The organism is Piscinibacter sp. PDB5-1 (assembly GCF_056676035.1).
The window spans coordinates 1,146,596-1,163,205 of sequence record NZ_JBWVZL010000001.1 but is presented as its reverse complement, the minus strand read 5'-3'; the positions used below and the strand labels follow the sequence as shown (position 1 = coordinate 1,163,205).

Here is a 16,610-nt window from a genome sequence, read left to right as displayed (position 1 = left end):
TCTGAGCCAACCAAGTTTCAGGAGCTAGACCATGGCACAGAAAAAAGGCGGCGGTTCCACCCGGAACGGCCGCGATTCCCAACCAAAGATGCTCGGCGTGAAGGCCTACGGCGGTGAATCCGTCTTGGCCGGTTCGATCCTCGTGCGTCAGCGTGGTACCAAGTTCCACGCCGGCCGCAACGTGGGCATTGGCCGTGACCACACCTTGTTCGCGCTCGCCGATGGCGTCGTGAGCTTTGGTGTGAAGGGCCCGCAGAACCGCGCCACGATCAGCATCGAGACGGCTTGATCGCAGCCGGTTCGTCGCACACCGTCTGAAAGCCCCGGCTCGCCGGGGCTTTGCTTTTTGGTGGCTTCGGTGGGCTGCTGCAATAACATGGGTGCTGGCGGCAAGGTCAGGCACACACAGTCATGAAATTCGTTGACGAAGCCACCATTGACGTGGTGGCAGGCAATGGCGGCAACGGCTGCATGAGCTTCCGCCGTGAGAAGTTCATTCCGTTTGGTGGGCCCAATGGAGGCGACGGCGGCCGGGGTGGCAGCGTCTACGCCGTGGCCGACCGGAACCTGAACACGCTGGTGGACTTCCGCTATTCGCGCCGCCACGAAGCGCGCAGCGGCGAGCATGGGCGTGGTTCCGACCAGTACGGCGCGGCCGCCGACGACATCGTGCTGCGCATGCCGGTCGGCACCATCATCACCAATGTCGAAACCGGTGCTGTGGTGGCGGAACTGCTGGTGCCGGACGAGAAGGTGCTGCTCGCCAAGGGTGGCGATGGCGGCTTCGGCAACCTGCACTTCAAGACCAGCACCAACCGTGCGCCCCGACAGAAGACGCCCGGCTGGCCCGGCGAGCAACTCAAGCTGAAGCTCGAATTGCGCGTGCTGGCCGATGTCGGCTTGCTCGGCATGCCGAACGCCGGCAAATCGACGCTGATCGCCGCGATCTCGAACGCCCGGCCGAAGATCGCCGACTACCCCTTCACCACGCTGCATCCGAACCTGGGCGTGGTGCGCGTGGCCCCCGAACAGAGCTTTGTCGTCGCGGACATCCCCGGGCTCATCGAAGGTGCGGCCGAGGGCGCCGGTCTGGGGCACCTCTTTTTGCGCCACCTGCAGCGCACGCACCTGCTGCTGCATGTGGTGGACATGGCCCCGTTCGACGACAGCATCGATCCGGTGGCTCAGGCCAAGGCCATCGTCGCTGAGCTGAAGAAGTACGACCAGTCGCTCTACGACAAGCCGCGCTGGCTCGTGCTCAACAAGCTGGACATGGTGCCGCTCGAAGAGCGCGAAAAGCGCGTGAAGGACTTCGTCAAGCGCTACAAGTGGAAGGGGCCGGTGTTCCAGATTTCGGCCCTGACGCGCGAGGGTTGCGAAGGGCTCATCCACGCGATCTACCAGCACGTGTCGAAGCTGAAGAACGTCGTGCCGGACGATCCTGATCCGCGTTTCGACACTCCCCCAGAGGCCACCCCGGGAACTGCGACTGCCCATGAGTGATGCTTTGAAGAACGCCCGACGCATCGTCGTCAAGGTCGGGTCCAGCCTGGTGACGAACGAAGGGCGCGGCCTCGATGCCGACGCCATCGGCACCTGGTGCCGCCAAATGGCCGCGCTGGCCGAACAGGGCCGCGAGGTGGTGATGGTGTCGAGCGGCGCCGTCGCTGAAGGCATGAAGCGACTCGGCTGGGCGACTCGGCCGAAAGAAATCCACGAACTGCAGGCGGCCGCCGCCGTCGGCCAGATGGGCCTCGCGCACATCTACGAAACGCAGTTGCGGCAGTACGGCATGGGCAGTGCGCAGGTGCTGCTGACCCACGCCGACCTGGCCGACCGCGAGCGTTACCTCAACGCTCGCTCGACGCTGCTGACGCTGCTGCGCCTGCGCGTCGTGCCGGTGATCAACGAGAACGACACCGTCGTCAACGACGAGATCAAGTTCGGCGACAACGACACCCTCGGTGCCTTGGTGGCCAACCTGATCGAAGCCGATGCGCTGGTCATCCTGACCGACCAGAAGGGGCTGTACTCGGCCGACCCCCGCAAGGACCCGAACGCACGATTCATCCACGAAGCCGAAGCCGGCACGCCGGAACTCGAGCGCATGGCCGGTGGCGCCGGGTCGAGCATCGGCCGGGGCGGCATGATCACCAAGGTGCTGGCGGCCAAGCGTGCGGCCAGCAGCGGGGCTTCGACCGTCATCGCCTGGGGGCGTGAGCCGGACGTGCTGGTGCGCCTGGCCGCCGGTGAGTCGATCGGCACCGCCCTGGTCGCGTCCACCCCGAAGCTCGCGGCGCGCAAGCAGTGGATGGCCGATCACCTGCAGATGCGCGGTGCCGTGGTCATCGACCCCGGCGCAGCGACCAAGCTGCGAGACGAAGGCAAGAGCCTGCTGCCCATCGGCATCGTCGAGGTGCAGGGCGAATTCGTTCGCGGGGACGTGATCGCGGTGCGCGACCACACGGGTCTGGAGATTGCCCGCGGCCTCACCAACTACGCCAGCTCCGAAGCCCGCCTGATCGCCCGCAAGCCGTCGAGCGAGTTCGAGCGCCTGCTGGGCTTCACGGGCGAGCCCGAGATGATCCACCGCGACAACCTCGTCGTCGTCGCCTGAGGCGGCGATCCACCCGGTCCGCCGGAGGCGACTGCCTCAGATTTTGGGCGGCAGGCTGGGCGAGGCGTCCGCCGCCGCGGAAGATGCGGCCGGGCTCAGCGGCAACTCCGGCCGCTCGGCCGGTTCGGCATCCGGTGGCAGGTCGTCGCGCGCGTGGGGGCGCATGCCCGAGCGCAAGTAGCGGTTGTGGTGGCTCACGCGGGGCAGAAAGCGCGCCAGTTCGGTGAGCGCCATCTGGTACACGTCGCGCTTGAATTCGATCACCACTTCGAGCGGCACCCAGTACTCGTTCCAGCGCCAGGCGTCGAACTCGGGGTGGTCGGTGGCGCGCAGGTTCATGTCGCTGTCGCGGCCCATCAGTTGCAACAGGAACCAGATCTGCTTCTGGCCCTTGTAGTGGCCTCGGGCGTCGCGCCGGATGAAGTGGTCGGGAACCTCGTAGCGAAGCCAGTCACGGGTGCGTGCCACGATGCGCACATGGTCGGGCAGCAAGCCGACTTCCTCGTGCAGCTCGCGGAACATGGCCTGCTCGGGCGTTTCGCCGTACTTGATGCCCCCTTGCGGGAATTGCCACGAGTGGGTGCGGATGCGCTTGCCCCAGAAAACCTGGTTCTTCGCGTTGAGCAGGATGATGCCGACGTTGGGTCTGAACCCGTCTCGGTCGAGCATAATCAACCTTCAGATTCTTCGTTGAATTCATTATTGCACCGGCATGACGGGCCTCGCCCCGTGGGTTTCCCCCAAACCCGCCGCGCAACCTGCTCCCCACCCGTTCTTGCACCTGAGCATCTCGCTGATGAAAGCCTCACAGTTCTTTGTCTCGACCCAGAAGGAAGCGCCCGCCGACGCCGAGGTGACCAGCCACAAGCTGATGATGCGCGCCGGCATGATCAAGCGGCTCGGGGCCGGCATCTACAACTACATGCCGATGGGGCTGCGCGTCATTCGCAAGGTCGAGAACGTGATTCGCGAAGAGATGGTGCGAGCCGGTGGCGTCGAGCTGCTGATGCCGGTCGTGCAGCCGGCTGAGCTGTGGCAGGAGTCGGGCCGCTGGGACAAGATGGGCCCCGAGATGCTGCGCGTCAAAGACCGCCACGACCGCGACTTCATCATCCAGCCGACCAGCGAAGAGGTGATCACCGACATCGCCCGGCAAGAGCTGCGGAGCTACCGCGCGCTGCCCAAGAATTTCTTCCACATCCAGACCAAGTTCCGCGACGAGCGCCGGCCGCGCTTCGGCGTGATGCGCGGGCGCGAGTTCACGATGAAGGACGCGTACTCGTTCGACCGCGACCCCGAGGCCGCCGGCAAGAGCTACGACGCGATGTTCTCGGCCTACTGCCGCATCTTCGAGCGCCTAGGCCTGACCTATCGCGCCGTGGCGGCCGACACGGGCGCCATCGGCGGTGACCGCTCGCACGAGTTCCAGGTGATCGCCGACACCGGTGAAGACGCGCTGGTGTACTGCCCGAACTCCGACTTCGCGGCCAACATCGAACTGGCCGAGGCCGTGGCCCTGATCGCCGAGCGTGCGGCGCCGGCGACGGCGCTGGAGAAGGTTGCCACCCCCAACAAGAGCACCTGCCCGGACGTGGCCGAGTTGCTCAGCCTGCCGCTCACGCAGACGGTGAAGTCACTGGTGCTGGCTACCGATGAGAAGACCGAGTCGGGCGACGTGGCCAAGACCACGGTCTGGTTGCTGCTGGTCCGCGGCGACCACGAGTTGAACGAAGTGAAGGCCGGCAAGGTGCCCGGCCTGAAGGGCGGCTTCCGCTTCGCGACCGGCGGCGAAATCGAGGACCACTTCGGCTGCAAGCCCGGCTACCTGGGCCCGGTGAAGACCGCCAAGCCGGTGAAGGTGATCGCCGACCGCACGGTCGCGAACATGAGCGATTTCGTCTGCGGCGCCAACGAGGCCGGCTTCCACCTGCGTGGCGTGAACTGGGGCCGCGACCTGCCCGAGCCCGACCTCGTCGCCGACATCCGCAACGTGGTCGAAGGCGACCCCTCGCCCGACGGCAAGGGCCCGCTGGCCATCCAGCGTGGCATCGAGGTTGGCCACGTGTTCTACCTGGGCACCAACTACTCGAAGCCGCTGAACGCGACCTTCCTCGACGAGAACGGCAAACCCAAGCTGCTGGAGATGGGGTGCTACGGCATCGGCGTGACGCGCATCCTCGGTGCCGCCATCGAGCAGAACCACGACGAGCGCGGCATCGTCTGGCCCGACGCGATGGCGCCCTTCACCGTGGTGGTCTGCCCCATCGGTTACGACCGCACGCCAGCCGTCAAAGAAGCGGCCGACGCGCTGCACGACCAGCTGGCCGCGCTGGGTGTCGATGTGATGCTCGACGACCGCGGCGAGCGCCCGGGCGCGATGTTCGCCGACTGGGAACTGATCGGCGTGCCGCACCGCGTGGTGATCTCGGACCGCGGCCTCAAGGAAGGCCAGGTCGAGTACCAAGGGCGGCGCGACGCGCAGGCTTCGACGGTGGCCGCCGCTGAGGTGCTGGCCTTCGTGAAGGCCAAGCTGGGGGCATGAGCGCGGTGCCTCTCCCCGACCCGGGGAGACGTCGCCTCGGCGGTGCGCTGCTGCTGGCCCCTCTGGCGGCCTATGCGCCGGCGGCCCAGGCCGGCCGGCAGGCCGAAGAGCCATTGGCCAACGCCGTACGCACAGCGCTGTCGGCGGCGGTGTCGGACGTGGCGCCGCCCAAGCCGAGCTTTCCGAACATCGAACAGCGCATTGCCTACCTGCGTTGGCTGGGCGAGATGAGCCGGCGGCTGCAAAAGCGCAAGGCCGAGCACGTCGCGCGGGTCGAGTTTCTTGAAGCGGTCTGGTACGAAAGCAAGCGTGCCGGCCTCGAAACCTCGCTGGTGCTCGGACTGATCCAGGTCGAGAGCGGCTTTCGCAAGTTCGCCATCAGCGTGGCCGGCGCCCGCGGGTACATGCAGGTGATGCCGTTCTGGGCTCGCCTGATCGGCGACGGCGACGCGGCCCGGCTCTTCCACATGCAAACGAATTTGCGCTTCGGCTGCGTGATCCTGCGCCACTACATCGACCGCGAGCGCGGCGACCTCTTCATGGCGCTGGGCCGCTACAACGGCAGCCGTGGTCGGGCGGAGTATCCGAACCTCGTGTTCGGTGCGCGCAAGCAGTGGGACTACACCCCCCCTGCTGGCTGACCTGGCCTCAGCAGCCCGTCAGAGCCCTTGCCAAGATTGAGGTGCCGCTTCCGCGACGCCCAGCAGGGACAGCACCCGTTCCACCGTGTCGCCCACCAGTTCGTCGATGCTCGACGGCCGGTGATAGAACGCTGGCAGCGGCGGAAACACGATGCCGCCCATCTCGGTCACAGCGGTCATGTTGCGCAGGTGGGCCAGGTTGAACGGCGTCTCGCGCACCATCAGCACCAGGCGGCGGCGCTCTTTCAGCGTCACGTCGGCGGCGCGGCTCAGCAGGTTGTCCGACAGCCCGTGCGCGACGGCCGCGAGCGTCTTCATCGAGCAGGGCGCGATCACCATCGCGTCGGTGGCGAACGAGCCGCTGGCGATGGCGGCCCCCACGTCACCGGGGGCATAGGCGGTGTGGGCGAAGGACTCCAGCGCCTTGCGGTCCAGACCCAGCTCGTGGTGCACGTTGAGCAGCCCGGCCGGGCTCGCCACCAGGTGCGACTCGCAGCCCAGTTCGCGCAGGCGCGTCAGCAGCCTCACGCCATACACCGCCCCGGTCGCGCCGGTGAGGCCGACCACCACCCGGCGGGTCATGCCAGCCCCTTGATCGCCGGGTGCATCGACGGCTTCCCAATTGCGATGCGGACTGGCAGGGGGGCCGCCAGGCGCTTGGCCCGCAGGGCGCGCACGCGAAAGCGGTGCAAAACGATCAGGCCGGGGTGCCCAGCACCTGCTGCAGTTCGCCGGCTTCGTACATCTCCATCATGATGTCCGAGCCGCCGACGAACTCGCCGTTGACGTAGAGCTGCGGAATGGTCGGCCAGTCGCTGTATTCCTTGATGCCCTGGCGGATGCCTTCGTCTTCGAGCACGTTGACCGTCTTGAGGTCGCCGACCTGGCAGGCCTTGAGGATTTGGATCGCGCGGCCCGAGAAGCCGCACATCGGGAACTGCGCCGTGCCCTTCATGAAAAGCACCACGCGGTTTTGTTTGACGAGGTCGTCGATGCGTTGTTGAACGTCGCTCATGGTTCACAGGCCCGACGAGCGCCGGGCGGGTCGAAATGGGGATGCGGGAGCATACGGCAAACGTTGCGACGCGCCGGTCGCCGCGGGTTCAAACTCGGGCGGCCGCGCGGGAGATGCGCTACTGGCGCGGCGCTCGGGCGAGCGCGCTCAGAACGCGTACGAAATGCCCAATTGCAGGATGGGTGACAGGCGCATGTCGCGCAGCATGCCGTCCAGCCCCTGCGTGCCGTTGAGCACGCTGCCGAATTGCCCGACCTGCCGCGGCCGCAGCGCCATCAGGCCGACGTCGACCGACACGCCCCAGCCGTCGCGCAGCGACAAGCCGGTGTAGCCGATGCCGAGGTAGGGCACGGTGTTGCTTTCGTTGTCGCCCAGCAGGTACGACGCGGCGCCGGGCCGGCGTTCGATCTGGAAGGCGCCACCGGACGACAGGCTGCCCCACATCGTCCCGCGCGGGCCCGAGAGCAAGCCGCTCGTGGCGCGCACGCCACCGGCCCGGGTGCCGAGGGGGCCGCTCAGGTAGTAGTCGCCCAGCAAGCTGACGCTGGTCAGGCGGGCCGGGGATTCGATGTCCTGGGCGGTCGATGCGGCGCTCACGCCCAGCATCAGGCGGCCCTGCAGGCGAGACCATGACTCGGCCATGTTGTAAGTGCCGACTTGCAAGCCAGCATCGGCCAGCGCGAGCCCGGGGCCCGCGAGGGCCAGCATGGCGCCGACCATCCAGCAGATTGTTCTTGCGGTTCGCATGGCGACCTTTCGATGTCCCTGTGGCCGGTGGTCTCGACATCGAGGCCTCCGACTTGGATGTCATGCTACGCCGCGGGGCCGGCCGGCGGGTGCGCTGTTTCCGTCACTTTCCCGATGAAACACCTGCACGGGGTGGGCTGTGTCAGGCGCTTACAACGCGCCGCCAGCAACCGCCTGTGCAGCGGGCCACGCCGCCCAGGTCACGCCTCGATGCGACGGCGTCGAACCCGCGATCCAGCAACAAGGCTTGCACCGCCGCCGATTGGTCGTGGCCGTGTTCGAGCAGCAGCCAGGCGCCGGGTTCCAGGTGGCCGGGGGCCGCGGCGACGAGGTGGCGGATGGCGTCGAGCCCGTCCGGCCCCGAGGTCAGCGCGCCCTGCGGCTCGTGGACCAGTGCGGCGAGGTGCGGGTCGCCGTCGGCGATGTAAGGCGGGTTGCTGAGCACGAGGTCGAAGCGTTCGCCCGGCACGGCTACCCACCAGTCGCCCGGGGCGAATCTAAGCGACAGGCCGAGCTGCTCGGCGTTGCGCCGTGCCACTGACAGCGCGGGCTCGCTCACGTCCACCGCGACCACCTGCGCGGCCGGGTGCCGGTGCTTCACGGCGAGGGCGATCGCGCCGCTGCCGGTGCCCAGGTCGGCCACGCGGGGTGCGGGCTGGCCCAGACCCTCGCGCAGCAGGTCGAGCGCCCAGTCGACCAGGGTTTCGGTGTCGGGACGCGGCACCAGCACCTCGGGCCCGACCTGCAGGCGCAGGCCATGGAACTCTTTCTCGCCGACGAGGTAGGCCACCGGCTCACCGGCGGTTCGGCGCTGGACGAGCGCCTGCCAGCGCGCCGCCTGCGCCGCATCAAGCGCCTGCTCGTCGTGCGCGATCAGCCAGGTGCGCGACTGCCCCAGCACATGGCCCAGCAGCAATTGGGCATCGACCCGGTCGAGCCCGGCGCGGGCGGCCTCGGCCAGGGCCTGCGCGACGGAGGGCAGGGCGGGGCTCACGCGCCGCGCCCTTCCAACTCGTCCAGTTGCTCGGCGGCGCGGGCGGCTTGCAGCGCGTCCAGCAGTTCGGTGAGGTCGCCGTCCATCACCGCGCCCAGCTTGTAGAGCGTCAGGTTGATGCGGTGGTCGGTCACGCGGCCCTGCGGGAAGTTGTAGGTGCGGATGCGGTCGCTGCGGTCGCCGCTGCCGATCAGCCCCTTGCGGGTGGCGGCCTCTTTGGCGGCGCGCTCGCTGCGGTCTTTCTCGCGCAGGCGCGCGGCCAGTACGGCCAGCGCCTTGGCCTTGTTGCGGTGCTGCGAGCGGTCGTCCTGGCACTCGGCGACGATGCCCGTCGGCAAGTGCGTCACGCGGATCGCGCTGTCGGTCTTGTTGATGTGCTGGCCGCCCGCGCCGCTGGCGCGGAAGGTGTCGATGCGCAAATCGGCCGCGTTGAGCTGGATATCTTCGGCCTCGTCGGGCTCGGGCATCACGGCGATGGTGCAGGCGCTGGTGTGGATGCGCCCTTGTGTTTCCGTCACCGGCACGCGCTGCACGCGGTGGCCACCCGACTCGAACTTGAGCCGCGCGTACACGTCGTCGCCTTCGATGCGCAACACCACTTCCTTGTAGCCGCCGAGGTCGGACATGCTCTCGGACATCACCTCGGTGCGCCAGCCGCTGCGCTCGGCGTGCCGCAGGTACATGCGCAGCAGGTCGGCGGCGAACAGTGCCGACTCGTCGCCGCCCGTGCCGGCGCGGATTTCGAGGAAGGCGTTGCGCCCATCGTCCGGGTCGCGCGGCAGCAGCGCGGCCTGCAGCTCGGCGTGCAGCCGGGCGAGGTCGGCCTCGGCGCTGGTGATCTCTTCTTGCGCCATTTCGGCCATGTCCGGGTCGGCCAGCAGTTCGCGGCCGGCCGCGAGGTCGCGCTCGCGTTGCTCGTACTGGCGGAAGCGCGTCACGACGCCGCTCACCTCGGCGTGCTCTTTGGTCAGCGCGCGGTAGCGCTTCATGTCGGTGGCGACCTGCGGGTCGGCCAGGGTCGCGTCCAGCTCGCTCAGGCGGTACGACAGGCGCTGGAACTGCTGGCGAACGGTGTCTTTCATGGGCTCGGTCCGAAACAGGGTGAGGACGGAGCCGGATGCCGCGGCGCCTCGCGCTCACGGCTCACGCGAGCCCCGCCGGTGCGGCGGGGGGCGTCGCTAGCGCTGGCGCTCGGGGTCGTCGGCCGGGTCGCGCGGGCTGTTGCGCAAGAACAGGCGCGACACCGTCTGCGCCACCTGCGCGCGGTGTTCGACATCGGCCGAGTTCAACTCGGCCAGCGCGCCGTGCAGCATCTTCTGCGTGAGGCCGCGCGACAGCGCCTCCATCACGGCGTCGATGTCTTCGCCCTTGGCCAGCAGCTTGCGGGCGCGGGCGATCTCGGTGGCGCGCCACTCGTCGGCCTGCGCGTTCAGGGCTTGAATGAGCGGCACCGTGCCGCGTTGGCCCAGCCAGTGCACGAAGCTCTGCACGCCGCTCTCGATGATGGCCTCGGCCTGCTCGACGGCGGCCTGGCGCTTCTCGCCGGCGGTCTGCACCAGGGCCGAGAGGTCGTCCACGGTGTAGAGGTACACGTCGGACAACTCGGCCACTTCGGGTTCGATGTCGCGCGGCACGGCCAGATCGACCATGAACATCGGGCGGTGCCGGCGCGCCTTGAGCGCGCGCTCGACCGCCCCGAGGCCCACGATGGGCAGCGAACTCGCGGTGCACGAGATCACGATGTCGAACTCGCCCAGGCGTGTGGGCAAGTCGGCCAGGCGCAGCGCCTCGGCGCCGAAGCGGGTGGCGAGCTTTTCGCCGCGTTCCAGCGTGCGGTTGGCGACCGCCATGCCGCGCGGGTTGCGTGCCGCGAAGTGCGTGGCGACGAGCTCGATCATCTCGCCCGCGCCGACGAACAGCACCTTGGTCTCTTGCAGGTCTTCGAACAGTTGCGAGGCTTGCCGCACCGCGGCGGCGGCCATGCTGATCGAGTGCGAGCCGATCTCGGTCGAGGTGCGCACGTCTTTGGCGACCGCGAACGAGCGCTGGAACATCTGGTGCAGCGTCGTGCCCAGCGTGCCGGCGGTGTCGGCCTCACGCACCGCCTGCTTCATCTGGCCGAGGATCTGCGGCTCGCCCAGCACCATCGAATCGAGCCCGCTGGCCACGCGGAAGGCGTGCCGCGCGGCCGCGCCGCCTTCGAGCACGTAGGCGTGGTGCAGCAACTGGTTGCCGGCCACCCCGCCGATGCCTGCCAGCCAGTCGATGGCCGGTTGCACCAGGGCCGGCTCGGCGGCGCAGTACAGCTCGGTGCGGTTGCAGGTGGACAGCAACGCGACTTCGGGCCGCAGCGTCGGCCGGCCCACGCGCTCACGAAACGCCTGCAGCGTGGGCGCGATCTGTTCGAGGCTGAACGCAAAACGACCGCGCAGGTCCAGCGGCGCGGTCGTGTGGTTCAGTCCGAGGGCGAAAACGCTCATGTTGCAGATTATAAAATTCGACCCTTCGCCCGCCGGGTGGGCCACTCAGGCCACCCCGTGGACAGTGTTCGCACGATACCGACGCCAGCCCCGATCAGCCTTGATTCCCGTCAAGACGGGGGCTGACCGATCCCTCGCATTGATGAGATTCCATGGGTCCTCTGGACGCGTTGTGGCACCTGCTCAACTTCTTCGCTCCCGCCGTCGGGGTGGCCGCCCTCGCGGCCGGTGCCACCAAGCTGCTGTGGCGGCGTGAACTGCACAACGTGCCGTGGCGCCGGCTGTGGGCCTGGTCGGCCGGGTTGGCCGCCATCGTCAGCATCGCCGGGCTCGTGTTCTTCGGTCGCGACGGCAAGATGGCCACCTACGCGGCCATGGTCGTCGGCTGCGCCATCGGCCTGTGGCTCGCGGCCTTCGGCCCGGCGCGTCGCTGACCCGGCCTCAGGCGGTGACCACGCGCTCGTCGGTCATCACCTCGGCGCGCAGCGAATTCGTGTAGGCCAGCGTCACGCGCACGTCGATCATCTGGCCGATCAGGCGGGCCGGGCCTTCGAAGTTGACGATGCGGTTGCACTCGGTGCGGCCCATCAGTTCGCTGGCGTCGCGCCGCGACGGGCCTTCGACCAGGATGCGCTGCACCGTGCCCACACGCGACTTGCTGATGCGCTGCACGTTGTCGTCGATGCGGGCCTGCAGCTGCTGCAGCCGTGCGAGCTTCACTTCGCGCGGCGTGTCGTCGGCGAGTGACGCGGCCGGCGTGCCGGGGCGCGCGCTGTAGATGAAGCTGAACGACGCGTCGTAGCCGATGTCGTCGATGAGCCGCATCGTGCGGTCGTGGTCGTCCTGCGTCTCGCCAGGGAAGCCCACGATGAAGTCGGTCGAGAGGCTCATCTCGGGCCGGATCGCCTTCAGCTTGCGGATCGTGCTCTTGTATTCGAGCGCCGTGTAGCCGCGTTTCATGGCCATCAAGATTCGGTCGCTGCCGTGCTGCACCGGCAGGTGCAGGTGGTTCACGAGTTGCGGCACCTTGGCATACACGTCGATCAGCCGCTGCGTGAACTCGTTCGGGTGGCTGGTCGTGTAGCGGATGCGCTGGATGCCCGGGATCTCGGCGATGTACTCGATGAGCAACGCGAAGTCGGCGATCTCGGCCGTGCCGCCCATCGTGCCGCGGTAGGCGTTGACGTTCTGGCCGAGCAGCGTCACTTCTTTCACGCCTTGATCGACGAGGCCGGCCACTTCGGTCAGCACGTCTTCGAAGGGCCGCGAGACCTCGTCGCCGCGCGTGTAGGGCACGACGCAGTAGCTGCAGTACTTCGAGCAGCCTTCCATGATCGACACGAAGGCGGTCGCGCCTTCGACCTTGGCCGGCGGCAGGTGGTCGAACTTCTCGATCTCGGGGAAGCTGATGTCCACCTGCGGGCGGCGTTGCTGCTGGCGCTTGGCCAGCAGCTCGGGCAGGCGGTGCAGCGTCTGCGGGCCGAACACCACGTCCACATAGGGCGCGCGCTCGATGATGGCCGCGCCCTCCTGGCTGGCCACGCAGCCGCCGACGCCGATCAGCACGCCCTTGGCCTTGAGGTGCTTCACGCGGCCGAGGTCGCTGAACACCTTCTCTTGCGCCTTCTCACGCACCGAGCAGGTGTTGAAGAGGATCAGGTCGGCCTCTTCGGGGTCTTGCGTGGGCGTGTAGCCCTCGGCGGCCTTCATGACGTCGGACATCTTGTCCGAGTCGTACTCGTTCATCTGGCAGCCGAAGGTCTTGATGAAGACCTTCTTGCCGGTCTTGGCGGTCACGGTGTCGTCGCTCATGGCTCGTCCCCCGCTCAAGGCCGCGTCCAGCGCTGGGCGACGGGGTCGAACTCCCAGGCCTGCGCCTGTTCGAGCGTCACCGGCCAGGGCTTCACGGCCACTTCTTCGGGACGAAGGATCCACACGTCGCGCACCAGGCCCGAGGCGTCGAAGGTGTAGTTCACGTGGGCCTTCACGCCGATCAGCGCGCCGGTCATTTCGAGCATGTTGTTCTGGCCGCGGATGCGCGAGCCAGGCGCCAACCGCGTGGGCACGTTGTTCAGCGTGATCTCGGGTGGCTGCCCGAAGGTGATGACGCCCCGCAGGGCGTTCTGCGGAAAGCCGCGCTGGACCTGGGCTTGCGCCGGCAGCGTGACGACGAGGGCCGAGAGGACGGCCGAGAAGGCAAGGGCACAGCGGTACATGGGGTAGATCCAGTGGCTGTTGAAGGGAAGGCGCCGCACGGGATGTGACGGCGCGGGCGGCCCGGCGGGCTGCCTCAAAACGAGGCGGAAGTGTAGCCGCCGGCCCCGCGACCGGGGGCTCTTGAGGCCCGGCCGCGGCCGCGAGTGCTGCTCATCGTTGTCAAGTTTGACAGTTGATGGGTTATTCCCCCTCCCGTCTAATCATTTGAAAGCACGGGAGATCAAATATGAACCTGGTCGTTGGAACTGCTGAACAAATTGGACAAAAAACCTACCGCGCCATGACGGCTTACCGGCACGCGGTATTTGTCGAGCGCCTGGGCTGGGATTTGGATTGCCCCGAAGGCAACGAGGTCGATCAATTCGACCGCGAAGACACGGTGTACGTCGCTGCGACCTTGCGTGAATCGGTTCGGGGTTGTGCGCGGCTGCTGCCGACGAGCAAGCCCTACCTGCTCGGCGAGGTGTTTCCTGAACTGCTGCACGGCCTGCCGGCGCCCTGCTCGCCGGACGTGTGGGAGCTGTCGCGCTTCACGGTGATGTCGCCCGACGGCAGCACCGCCGAAGCCGAGGTGCAGCTCGAAGGCGGTTTTCTGCCGGTGCTGCAGCTGGCCATCGAAGAGGCCCGCAAGCGCGGGGCCCGCCGCCTGATCACCGTGTCGCCGGTGGCGATCGAGCGCCTGTTGCGCCGCGCCGGCGTCAAGGCTTACCGCGTGGCCCCGCCGGTCGTGCGCGACGACGGCCAGGTGCTGTGTGCCCTGTGGGTGGACGTCAACTGACGCGACCCGAACCCATTCACGAATAACGGAGGAAAAGCAAATGCAAGCCAGCCAGATGTATGAATCCGAAGCGCGTTCATATTGCAGAAAATTCGAGAAAACATTTTCTCGGGCCAGCGGAAGCGTCATTTACGACGCCCAGGGCGGTGAATATCTAGATTTCTGGAGTTCCGCCGGTTCGGTGAATTACGGCCACAACCCGCCCGCCCTGAAAACCGGCCTGATTTCGTACCTGGAACAAGACGGCCTGTGCGCCGCGCTCGACCTGTACACCCACGCCAAGCAGGATTTCATCGAGCTGTTCGCCCAGCGCATCCTGCGGCCGCGCGGTCTCGCCTACAAGTTGCAGTTCACCGGACCCACCGGCACCAGCGTCATCGAGTCGGCCGTCAAGCTGGCCCGCAAGGTCACCGGCCGGCGCACCGTGGCGGCGTTCACCAACGGGTTCCACGGCATGTCGGGCGTGTCGCTCGGCCTGACCGGCAACCGCTACCACCGCCAGCCCTGGGCCGACCCGCACATCGTGCGCCTGCCCTTCGACGGCTACATGGGTGGCGAGATGGACTCGATCGCGTACTTCGAGCGCCTGCTGTCGGACAACAGCTCGGGCATCGACCTGCCCGCGGCCGTGGTGCTCGAGACGGTGCAAGGCGAGGGCGGCATCAACGTGGCCTCGGCGCCCTGGCTGCGCCGGCTGCGCGAGCTGACCCGCCGCCACGACATCCTGATGATCGTGGACGACATCCAGGCCGGCTGCGGCCGCACCGGCAACTTCTTCAGCTTCGAAGACGCCGGCATCACGCCCGACCTGGTGTGCCTGTCGAAGTCGCTCAGTGGCTTCGGGCTCCCGTTCTCCATCCTGCTGATCTCGCCGGCCCTCGATTGCTGGCGGCCCGGCGAAGACAACGGCACCTTCCGTGGCAACAGCCTGGCCTTCGTCAGCGCCGCCCAGGCCCTGCGCACCTACTGGGCCGACGACACGCTGATGCAGCGCGTGCGCCGCCACGGGCAGACCATCGAAGTGGCGCTCACCGAAATCCGCCTGCGCCATCACCGCGAGCTGAAGGCCGTGCGCGGACGCGGCATGTTCTGGGGGCTCGAATTCCGCGACCCCGACGTCGCCGCGCAAGTCGCCGCCGACTGCTTTGCCAAGCGCCTGATCGTCGAGACCTGCGGGCCCGACGACCAGGTGATCAAGGTGATGCCGGCGCTGACCATCAGCGAAGAGCAGCTGGCCTCGGGCCTGCGCACGCTGGCCTCGTGTGTCGATGCGGCGTTCGCCCCCGTCGTCACCGACGAACCGCTGCTGCAGGCCGCCGCCTGAGCCGGGCAGGAGACGCATCGTGTTGACCGTCGTCATCCAAGGCGCCTCGGTGGCCGGCTGCAGTGCCGCCATCCTGCTGCGCGAACAGGGGCACCGGGTCGTGCTGCTCGAAAAGCGCACCCGGGCCACCGACTACAAGAAGCTCTGCACCCATTTCGTCCAGCCCTCGGCCATGCCGGTGCTGCAGCGGCTCGGGCTGGCCGAGCGCGCGGTGCAGGCCGGTGGCCTGCCCACCAAGGCGGCCTTGCTGACGCCCGCCGGCTGGATCGACCGGCCCGGCCCTTACCAGGTCAGCGAGCACGAGGGCCGCTACGCGCTCAACATCGAACGCGAGGTGCTGGACCCGCTGCTGCGTGAACGCGCCATCGAAGCTGGCGCCGAGTTGCACTACGGCACCCGCTGCGTCGAGATGCGCCAAGCCGGCGACCGCTGGTTCCTGCGCACCGACGACGACGCGCTCGGCGAACTGCAGGCCGACCTGCTCATCGCCGCCGATGGCCGCAGCTCGATGACCGCGCAGGTGCTCGGCAACCCCGAGACCACCCACGAGAACCAGCGCGCGACCTACTTCGCCTACTACGACGTGCGCGACGTGGCCTTCGACCGGGCGCGCTCGATCTTCGCGAACCACGGGCCCGAGATGGCCTTCCTGTACCCCTTGTCGGGCGAACGCGCGCTGCTGTCGCTCTACATCACCAAAGAGCGCGCGACCGACTGGCGCCACGACGACGCACTCGACGCCCGGCTGATCGCCTTCTGCGACGAGATCGCCGGCTTCCCGGCGCTGGCCGCGGCGCGCCGCCTGTCGCCGGTCTATGGCTACGCCGATTACCCCAGCGTCGAGCGCTCGCCCGTGTGGGCCGGCTGCGCCTTCGTCGGCGACGCGGCCATGTCGCTCGACCCGATGAGCGGCGTGGGCTGCGCCTTTGCGATGCAGGGCGCCGCGATGCTGGCCGATGGGCTGGCTGAAGGCTTGGCCGACGCGCAGGCGAAGGGCGAAACGACCGCCGCCGGCATCGCCGAGGGCCTGCGCCGCTACCAGGCGCTGCACGCCGAGTACTTCCCGGCGCATGCCCGCGGGATCGTCGCCGACTCGCGCGCCAACCGCTCGAACGAGTCGCTCAAGGCCGTCTACCAAACCATCTTGGCGAGCGGCGCGCTGCAGGACGACTACCTCGCCCTCACCGGGCGCGTGCTCGACCCGCGTGCGTTCCAGCGCGCCTTCATCCGCCAAGCCGCGTTCCCGAACTGAACG

General features: G+C 68.1%; 18 protein-coding genes. 9 read left to right on the top strand and 9 right to left on the bottom strand.

Annotation, left to right across the window (positions count from 1 at the left end):
• Positions 1-31: 31 nt before the first annotated feature.
• The 3 genes from rpmA to proB all read left to right on the top strand — a co-directional run bounded on the left by rpmA (position 32) and on the right by proB (position 2,617).
• Positions 32-289 carry a 50S ribosomal protein L27 gene (gene rpmA / locus AC1KAT_RS05180; protein WP_480323471.1) on the top strand — a complete coding sequence of 86 codons (258 nt, stop codon included), beginning with the start codon at positions 32-34 and terminating at the stop codon, positions 287-289.
• 122 nt (positions 290-411) lie between these two features.
• Positions 412-1,503, top strand: coding sequence for an Obg family GTPase CgtA (cgtA, locus tag AC1KAT_RS05175; RefSeq protein ID WP_480323469.1), 1,092 nt, complete (start codon positions 412-414; stop codon positions 1,501-1,503).
• The gene (gene proB / locus AC1KAT_RS05170; RefSeq protein ID WP_480323467.1) at positions 1,496-2,617 is read left to right on the top strand and encodes a glutamate 5-kinase; all 1,122 of its coding nucleotides are present in this window, start codon (positions 1,496-1,498) and stop codon (positions 2,615-2,617) included. The genes cgtA and proB overlap by 8 nt, the downstream gene beginning before the upstream one ends.
• 36 nt (positions 2,618-2,653) lie before the next feature.
• Here the strand turns inward: proB and AC1KAT_RS05165 are convergent, their stop codons facing one another.
• Positions 2,654-3,286 carry an RNA pyrophosphohydrolase gene (locus AC1KAT_RS05165; protein WP_480323465.1) on the bottom strand — a complete coding sequence of 211 codons (633 nt, stop codon included), beginning with the start codon at positions 3,284-3,286 and terminating at the stop codon, positions 2,654-2,656.
• 127 nt (positions 3,287-3,413) lie between these two features.
• Between AC1KAT_RS05165 and AC1KAT_RS05160 the strand changes: the two genes are divergently transcribed.
• Together AC1KAT_RS05160 and AC1KAT_RS05155 are read left to right on the top strand one after the other, a co-directional pair.
• Positions 3,414-5,159 carry a proline--tRNA ligase gene (locus tag AC1KAT_RS05160; protein ID WP_480323463.1) on the top strand — a complete coding sequence of 582 codons (1,746 nt, stop codon included), beginning with the start codon at positions 3,414-3,416 and terminating at the stop codon, positions 5,157-5,159.
• A complete protein-coding gene (locus tag AC1KAT_RS05155) occupies positions 5,156-5,800 on the top strand; it encodes a lytic transglycosylase domain-containing protein (protein WP_480323461.1) in 645 nt (214 codons plus the stop codon). The genes AC1KAT_RS05160 and AC1KAT_RS05155 overlap by 4 nt, the downstream gene beginning before the upstream one ends.
• 18 nt (positions 5,801-5,818) lie before the next feature.
• Here the strand turns inward: AC1KAT_RS05155 and AC1KAT_RS05150 are convergent, their stop codons facing one another.
• The 6 genes from AC1KAT_RS05150 to hemA all read right to left on the bottom strand — a co-directional run bounded on the left by AC1KAT_RS05150 (position 5,819) and on the right by hemA (position 11,036).
• Complete coding sequence (locus AC1KAT_RS05150; protein ID WP_480323459.1) at positions 5,819-6,382, bottom strand: UbiX family flavin prenyltransferase; 564 nt, start codon at positions 6,380-6,382, stop codon at positions 5,819-5,821.
• 115 nt (positions 6,383-6,497) lie between these two features.
• Positions 6,498-6,815 (bottom strand): Grx4 family monothiol glutaredoxin, encoded by a 318-nt coding sequence (grxD, locus tag AC1KAT_RS05145; RefSeq protein ID WP_480323457.1) that lies wholly within the window; start codon positions 6,813-6,815, stop codon positions 6,498-6,500.
• Between the two features lie 147 nt (positions 6,816-6,962).
• Positions 6,963-7,523, bottom strand: coding sequence for a hypothetical protein (locus AC1KAT_RS05140; protein ID WP_480323455.1), 561 nt, complete (start codon positions 7,521-7,523; stop codon positions 6,963-6,965).
• A gap of 181 nt (positions 7,524-7,704) precedes the next feature.
• Positions 7,705-8,556 carry a peptide chain release factor N(5)-glutamine methyltransferase gene (gene prmC / locus AC1KAT_RS05135; RefSeq protein ID WP_480323453.1) on the bottom strand — a complete coding sequence of 284 codons (852 nt, stop codon included), beginning with the start codon at positions 8,554-8,556 and terminating at the stop codon, positions 7,705-7,707.
• Positions 8,553-9,638 (bottom strand): peptide chain release factor 1, encoded by a 1,086-nt coding sequence (gene prfA / locus AC1KAT_RS05130; RefSeq protein ID WP_480323451.1) that lies wholly within the window; start codon positions 9,636-9,638, stop codon positions 8,553-8,555. The genes prmC and prfA overlap by 4 nt, the downstream gene beginning before the upstream one ends.
• Before the next feature lie 96 nt (positions 9,639-9,734).
• Positions 9,735-11,036, bottom strand: a complete 1,302-nt coding sequence (gene hemA / locus AC1KAT_RS05125) for a glutamyl-tRNA reductase (RefSeq protein ID WP_480323450.1) — start codon at positions 11,034-11,036, stop codon at positions 9,735-9,737.
• 152 nt (positions 11,037-11,188) lie between these two features.
• Between hemA and AC1KAT_RS05120 the strand changes: the two genes are divergently transcribed.
• Complete coding sequence (locus AC1KAT_RS05120) at positions 11,189-11,470, top strand: hypothetical protein (protein WP_480323449.1); 282 nt, start codon at positions 11,189-11,191, stop codon at positions 11,468-11,470.
• Positions 11,471-11,477: 7 nt separating this feature from the next.
• Here the strand turns inward: AC1KAT_RS05120 and miaB are convergent, their stop codons facing one another.
• Both miaB and AC1KAT_RS05110 read right to left on the bottom strand, forming a co-directional pair.
• On the bottom strand, positions 11,478-12,848 hold the full coding sequence (miaB, locus tag AC1KAT_RS05115) for a tRNA (N6-isopentenyl adenosine(37)-C2)-methylthiotransferase MiaB (RefSeq protein ID WP_480323447.1): 1,371 nt from the start codon (positions 12,846-12,848) through the stop codon (positions 11,478-11,480).
• A gap of 14 nt (positions 12,849-12,862) precedes the next feature.
• Positions 12,863-13,291 carry a hypothetical protein gene (locus tag AC1KAT_RS05110; RefSeq protein WP_480323445.1) on the bottom strand — a complete coding sequence of 143 codons (429 nt, stop codon included), beginning with the start codon at positions 13,289-13,291 and terminating at the stop codon, positions 12,863-12,865.
• Between the two features lie 188 nt (positions 13,292-13,479).
• On the opposite strand from AC1KAT_RS05110, the gene AC1KAT_RS05105 reads away from it, so the two are divergent.
• From AC1KAT_RS05105 to AC1KAT_RS05095, 3 genes are read left to right on the top strand one after another with little or no spacing between them, the layout of a single operon-like run.
• Positions 13,480-14,031, top strand: a complete 552-nt coding sequence (locus AC1KAT_RS05105; RefSeq protein ID WP_480323443.1) for an acyl-homoserine-lactone synthase — start codon at positions 13,480-13,482, stop codon at positions 14,029-14,031.
• Positions 14,032-14,071: 40 nt separating this feature from the next.
• The gene (gene ectB, locus AC1KAT_RS05100) at positions 14,072-15,355 is read left to right on the top strand and encodes a diaminobutyrate--2-oxoglutarate transaminase (protein WP_480323441.1); all 1,284 of its coding nucleotides are present in this window, start codon (positions 14,072-14,074) and stop codon (positions 15,353-15,355) included.
• A gap of 19 nt (positions 15,356-15,374) precedes the next feature.
• Complete coding sequence (locus AC1KAT_RS05095) at positions 15,375-16,607, top strand: NAD(P)/FAD-dependent oxidoreductase (RefSeq protein WP_480323439.1); 1,233 nt, start codon at positions 15,375-15,377, stop codon at positions 16,605-16,607.
• Positions 16,608-16,610: the final 3 nt, after the last annotated feature.

Excerpts from the sequence above, each read along its gene's own strand:
- ectB (WP_480323441.1), top strand. The coding sequence starts at position 14,072 with ATGCAAGCCAGCCAGATGTATGAATCCGAAGCGCGTTCATATTGCAGA.
- AC1KAT_RS05120 (WP_480323449.1), top strand. The coding sequence starts at position 11,189 with ATGGGTCCTCTGGACGCGTTGTGGCACCTGCTCAACTTCTTCGCTCCC.
- AC1KAT_RS05150 (WP_480323459.1), bottom strand. The coding sequence starts at position 6,382 with ATGACCCGCCGGGTGGTGGTCGGCCTCACCGGCGCGACCGGGGCGGTG.
- hemA (WP_480323450.1), bottom strand. The coding sequence starts at position 11,036 with ATGAGCGTTTTCGCCCTCGGACTGAACCACACGACCGCGCCGCTGGAC.
- AC1KAT_RS05140 (WP_480323455.1), bottom strand. The coding sequence starts at position 7,523 with ATGCTGGCCCTCGCGGGCCCCGGGCTCGCGCTGGCCGATGCTGGCTTG.
- grxD (WP_480323457.1), bottom strand. The coding sequence starts at position 6,815 with ATGAGCGACGTTCAACAACGCATCGACGACCTCGTCAAACAAAACCGC.
- proB (WP_480323467.1), top strand. The coding sequence starts at position 1,496 with ATGAGTGATGCTTTGAAGAACGCCCGACGCATCGTCGTCAAGGTCGGG.
- AC1KAT_RS05160 (WP_480323463.1), top strand. The coding sequence starts at position 3,414 with ATGAAAGCCTCACAGTTCTTTGTCTCGACCCAGAAGGAAGCGCCCGCC.
- prfA (WP_480323451.1), bottom strand. The coding sequence starts at position 9,638 with ATGAAAGACACCGTTCGCCAGCAGTTCCAGCGCCTGTCGTACCGCCTG.
- AC1KAT_RS05165 (WP_480323465.1), bottom strand. The coding sequence starts at position 3,286 with ATGCTCGACCGAGACGGGTTCAGACCCAACGTCGGCATCATCCTGCTC.
- rpmA (WP_480323471.1), top strand. The coding sequence starts at position 32 with ATGGCACAGAAAAAAGGCGGCGGTTCCACCCGGAACGGCCGCGATTCC.
- miaB (WP_480323447.1), bottom strand. The coding sequence starts at position 12,848 with ATGAGCGACGACACCGTGACCGCCAAGACCGGCAAGAAGGTCTTCATC.
- cgtA (WP_480323469.1), top strand. The coding sequence starts at position 412 with ATGAAATTCGTTGACGAAGCCACCATTGACGTGGTGGCAGGCAATGGC.
- AC1KAT_RS05105 (WP_480323443.1), top strand. The coding sequence starts at position 13,480 with ATGAACCTGGTCGTTGGAACTGCTGAACAAATTGGACAAAAAACCTAC.
- AC1KAT_RS05155 (WP_480323461.1), top strand. The coding sequence starts at position 5,156 with ATGAGCGCGGTGCCTCTCCCCGACCCGGGGAGACGTCGCCTCGGCGGT.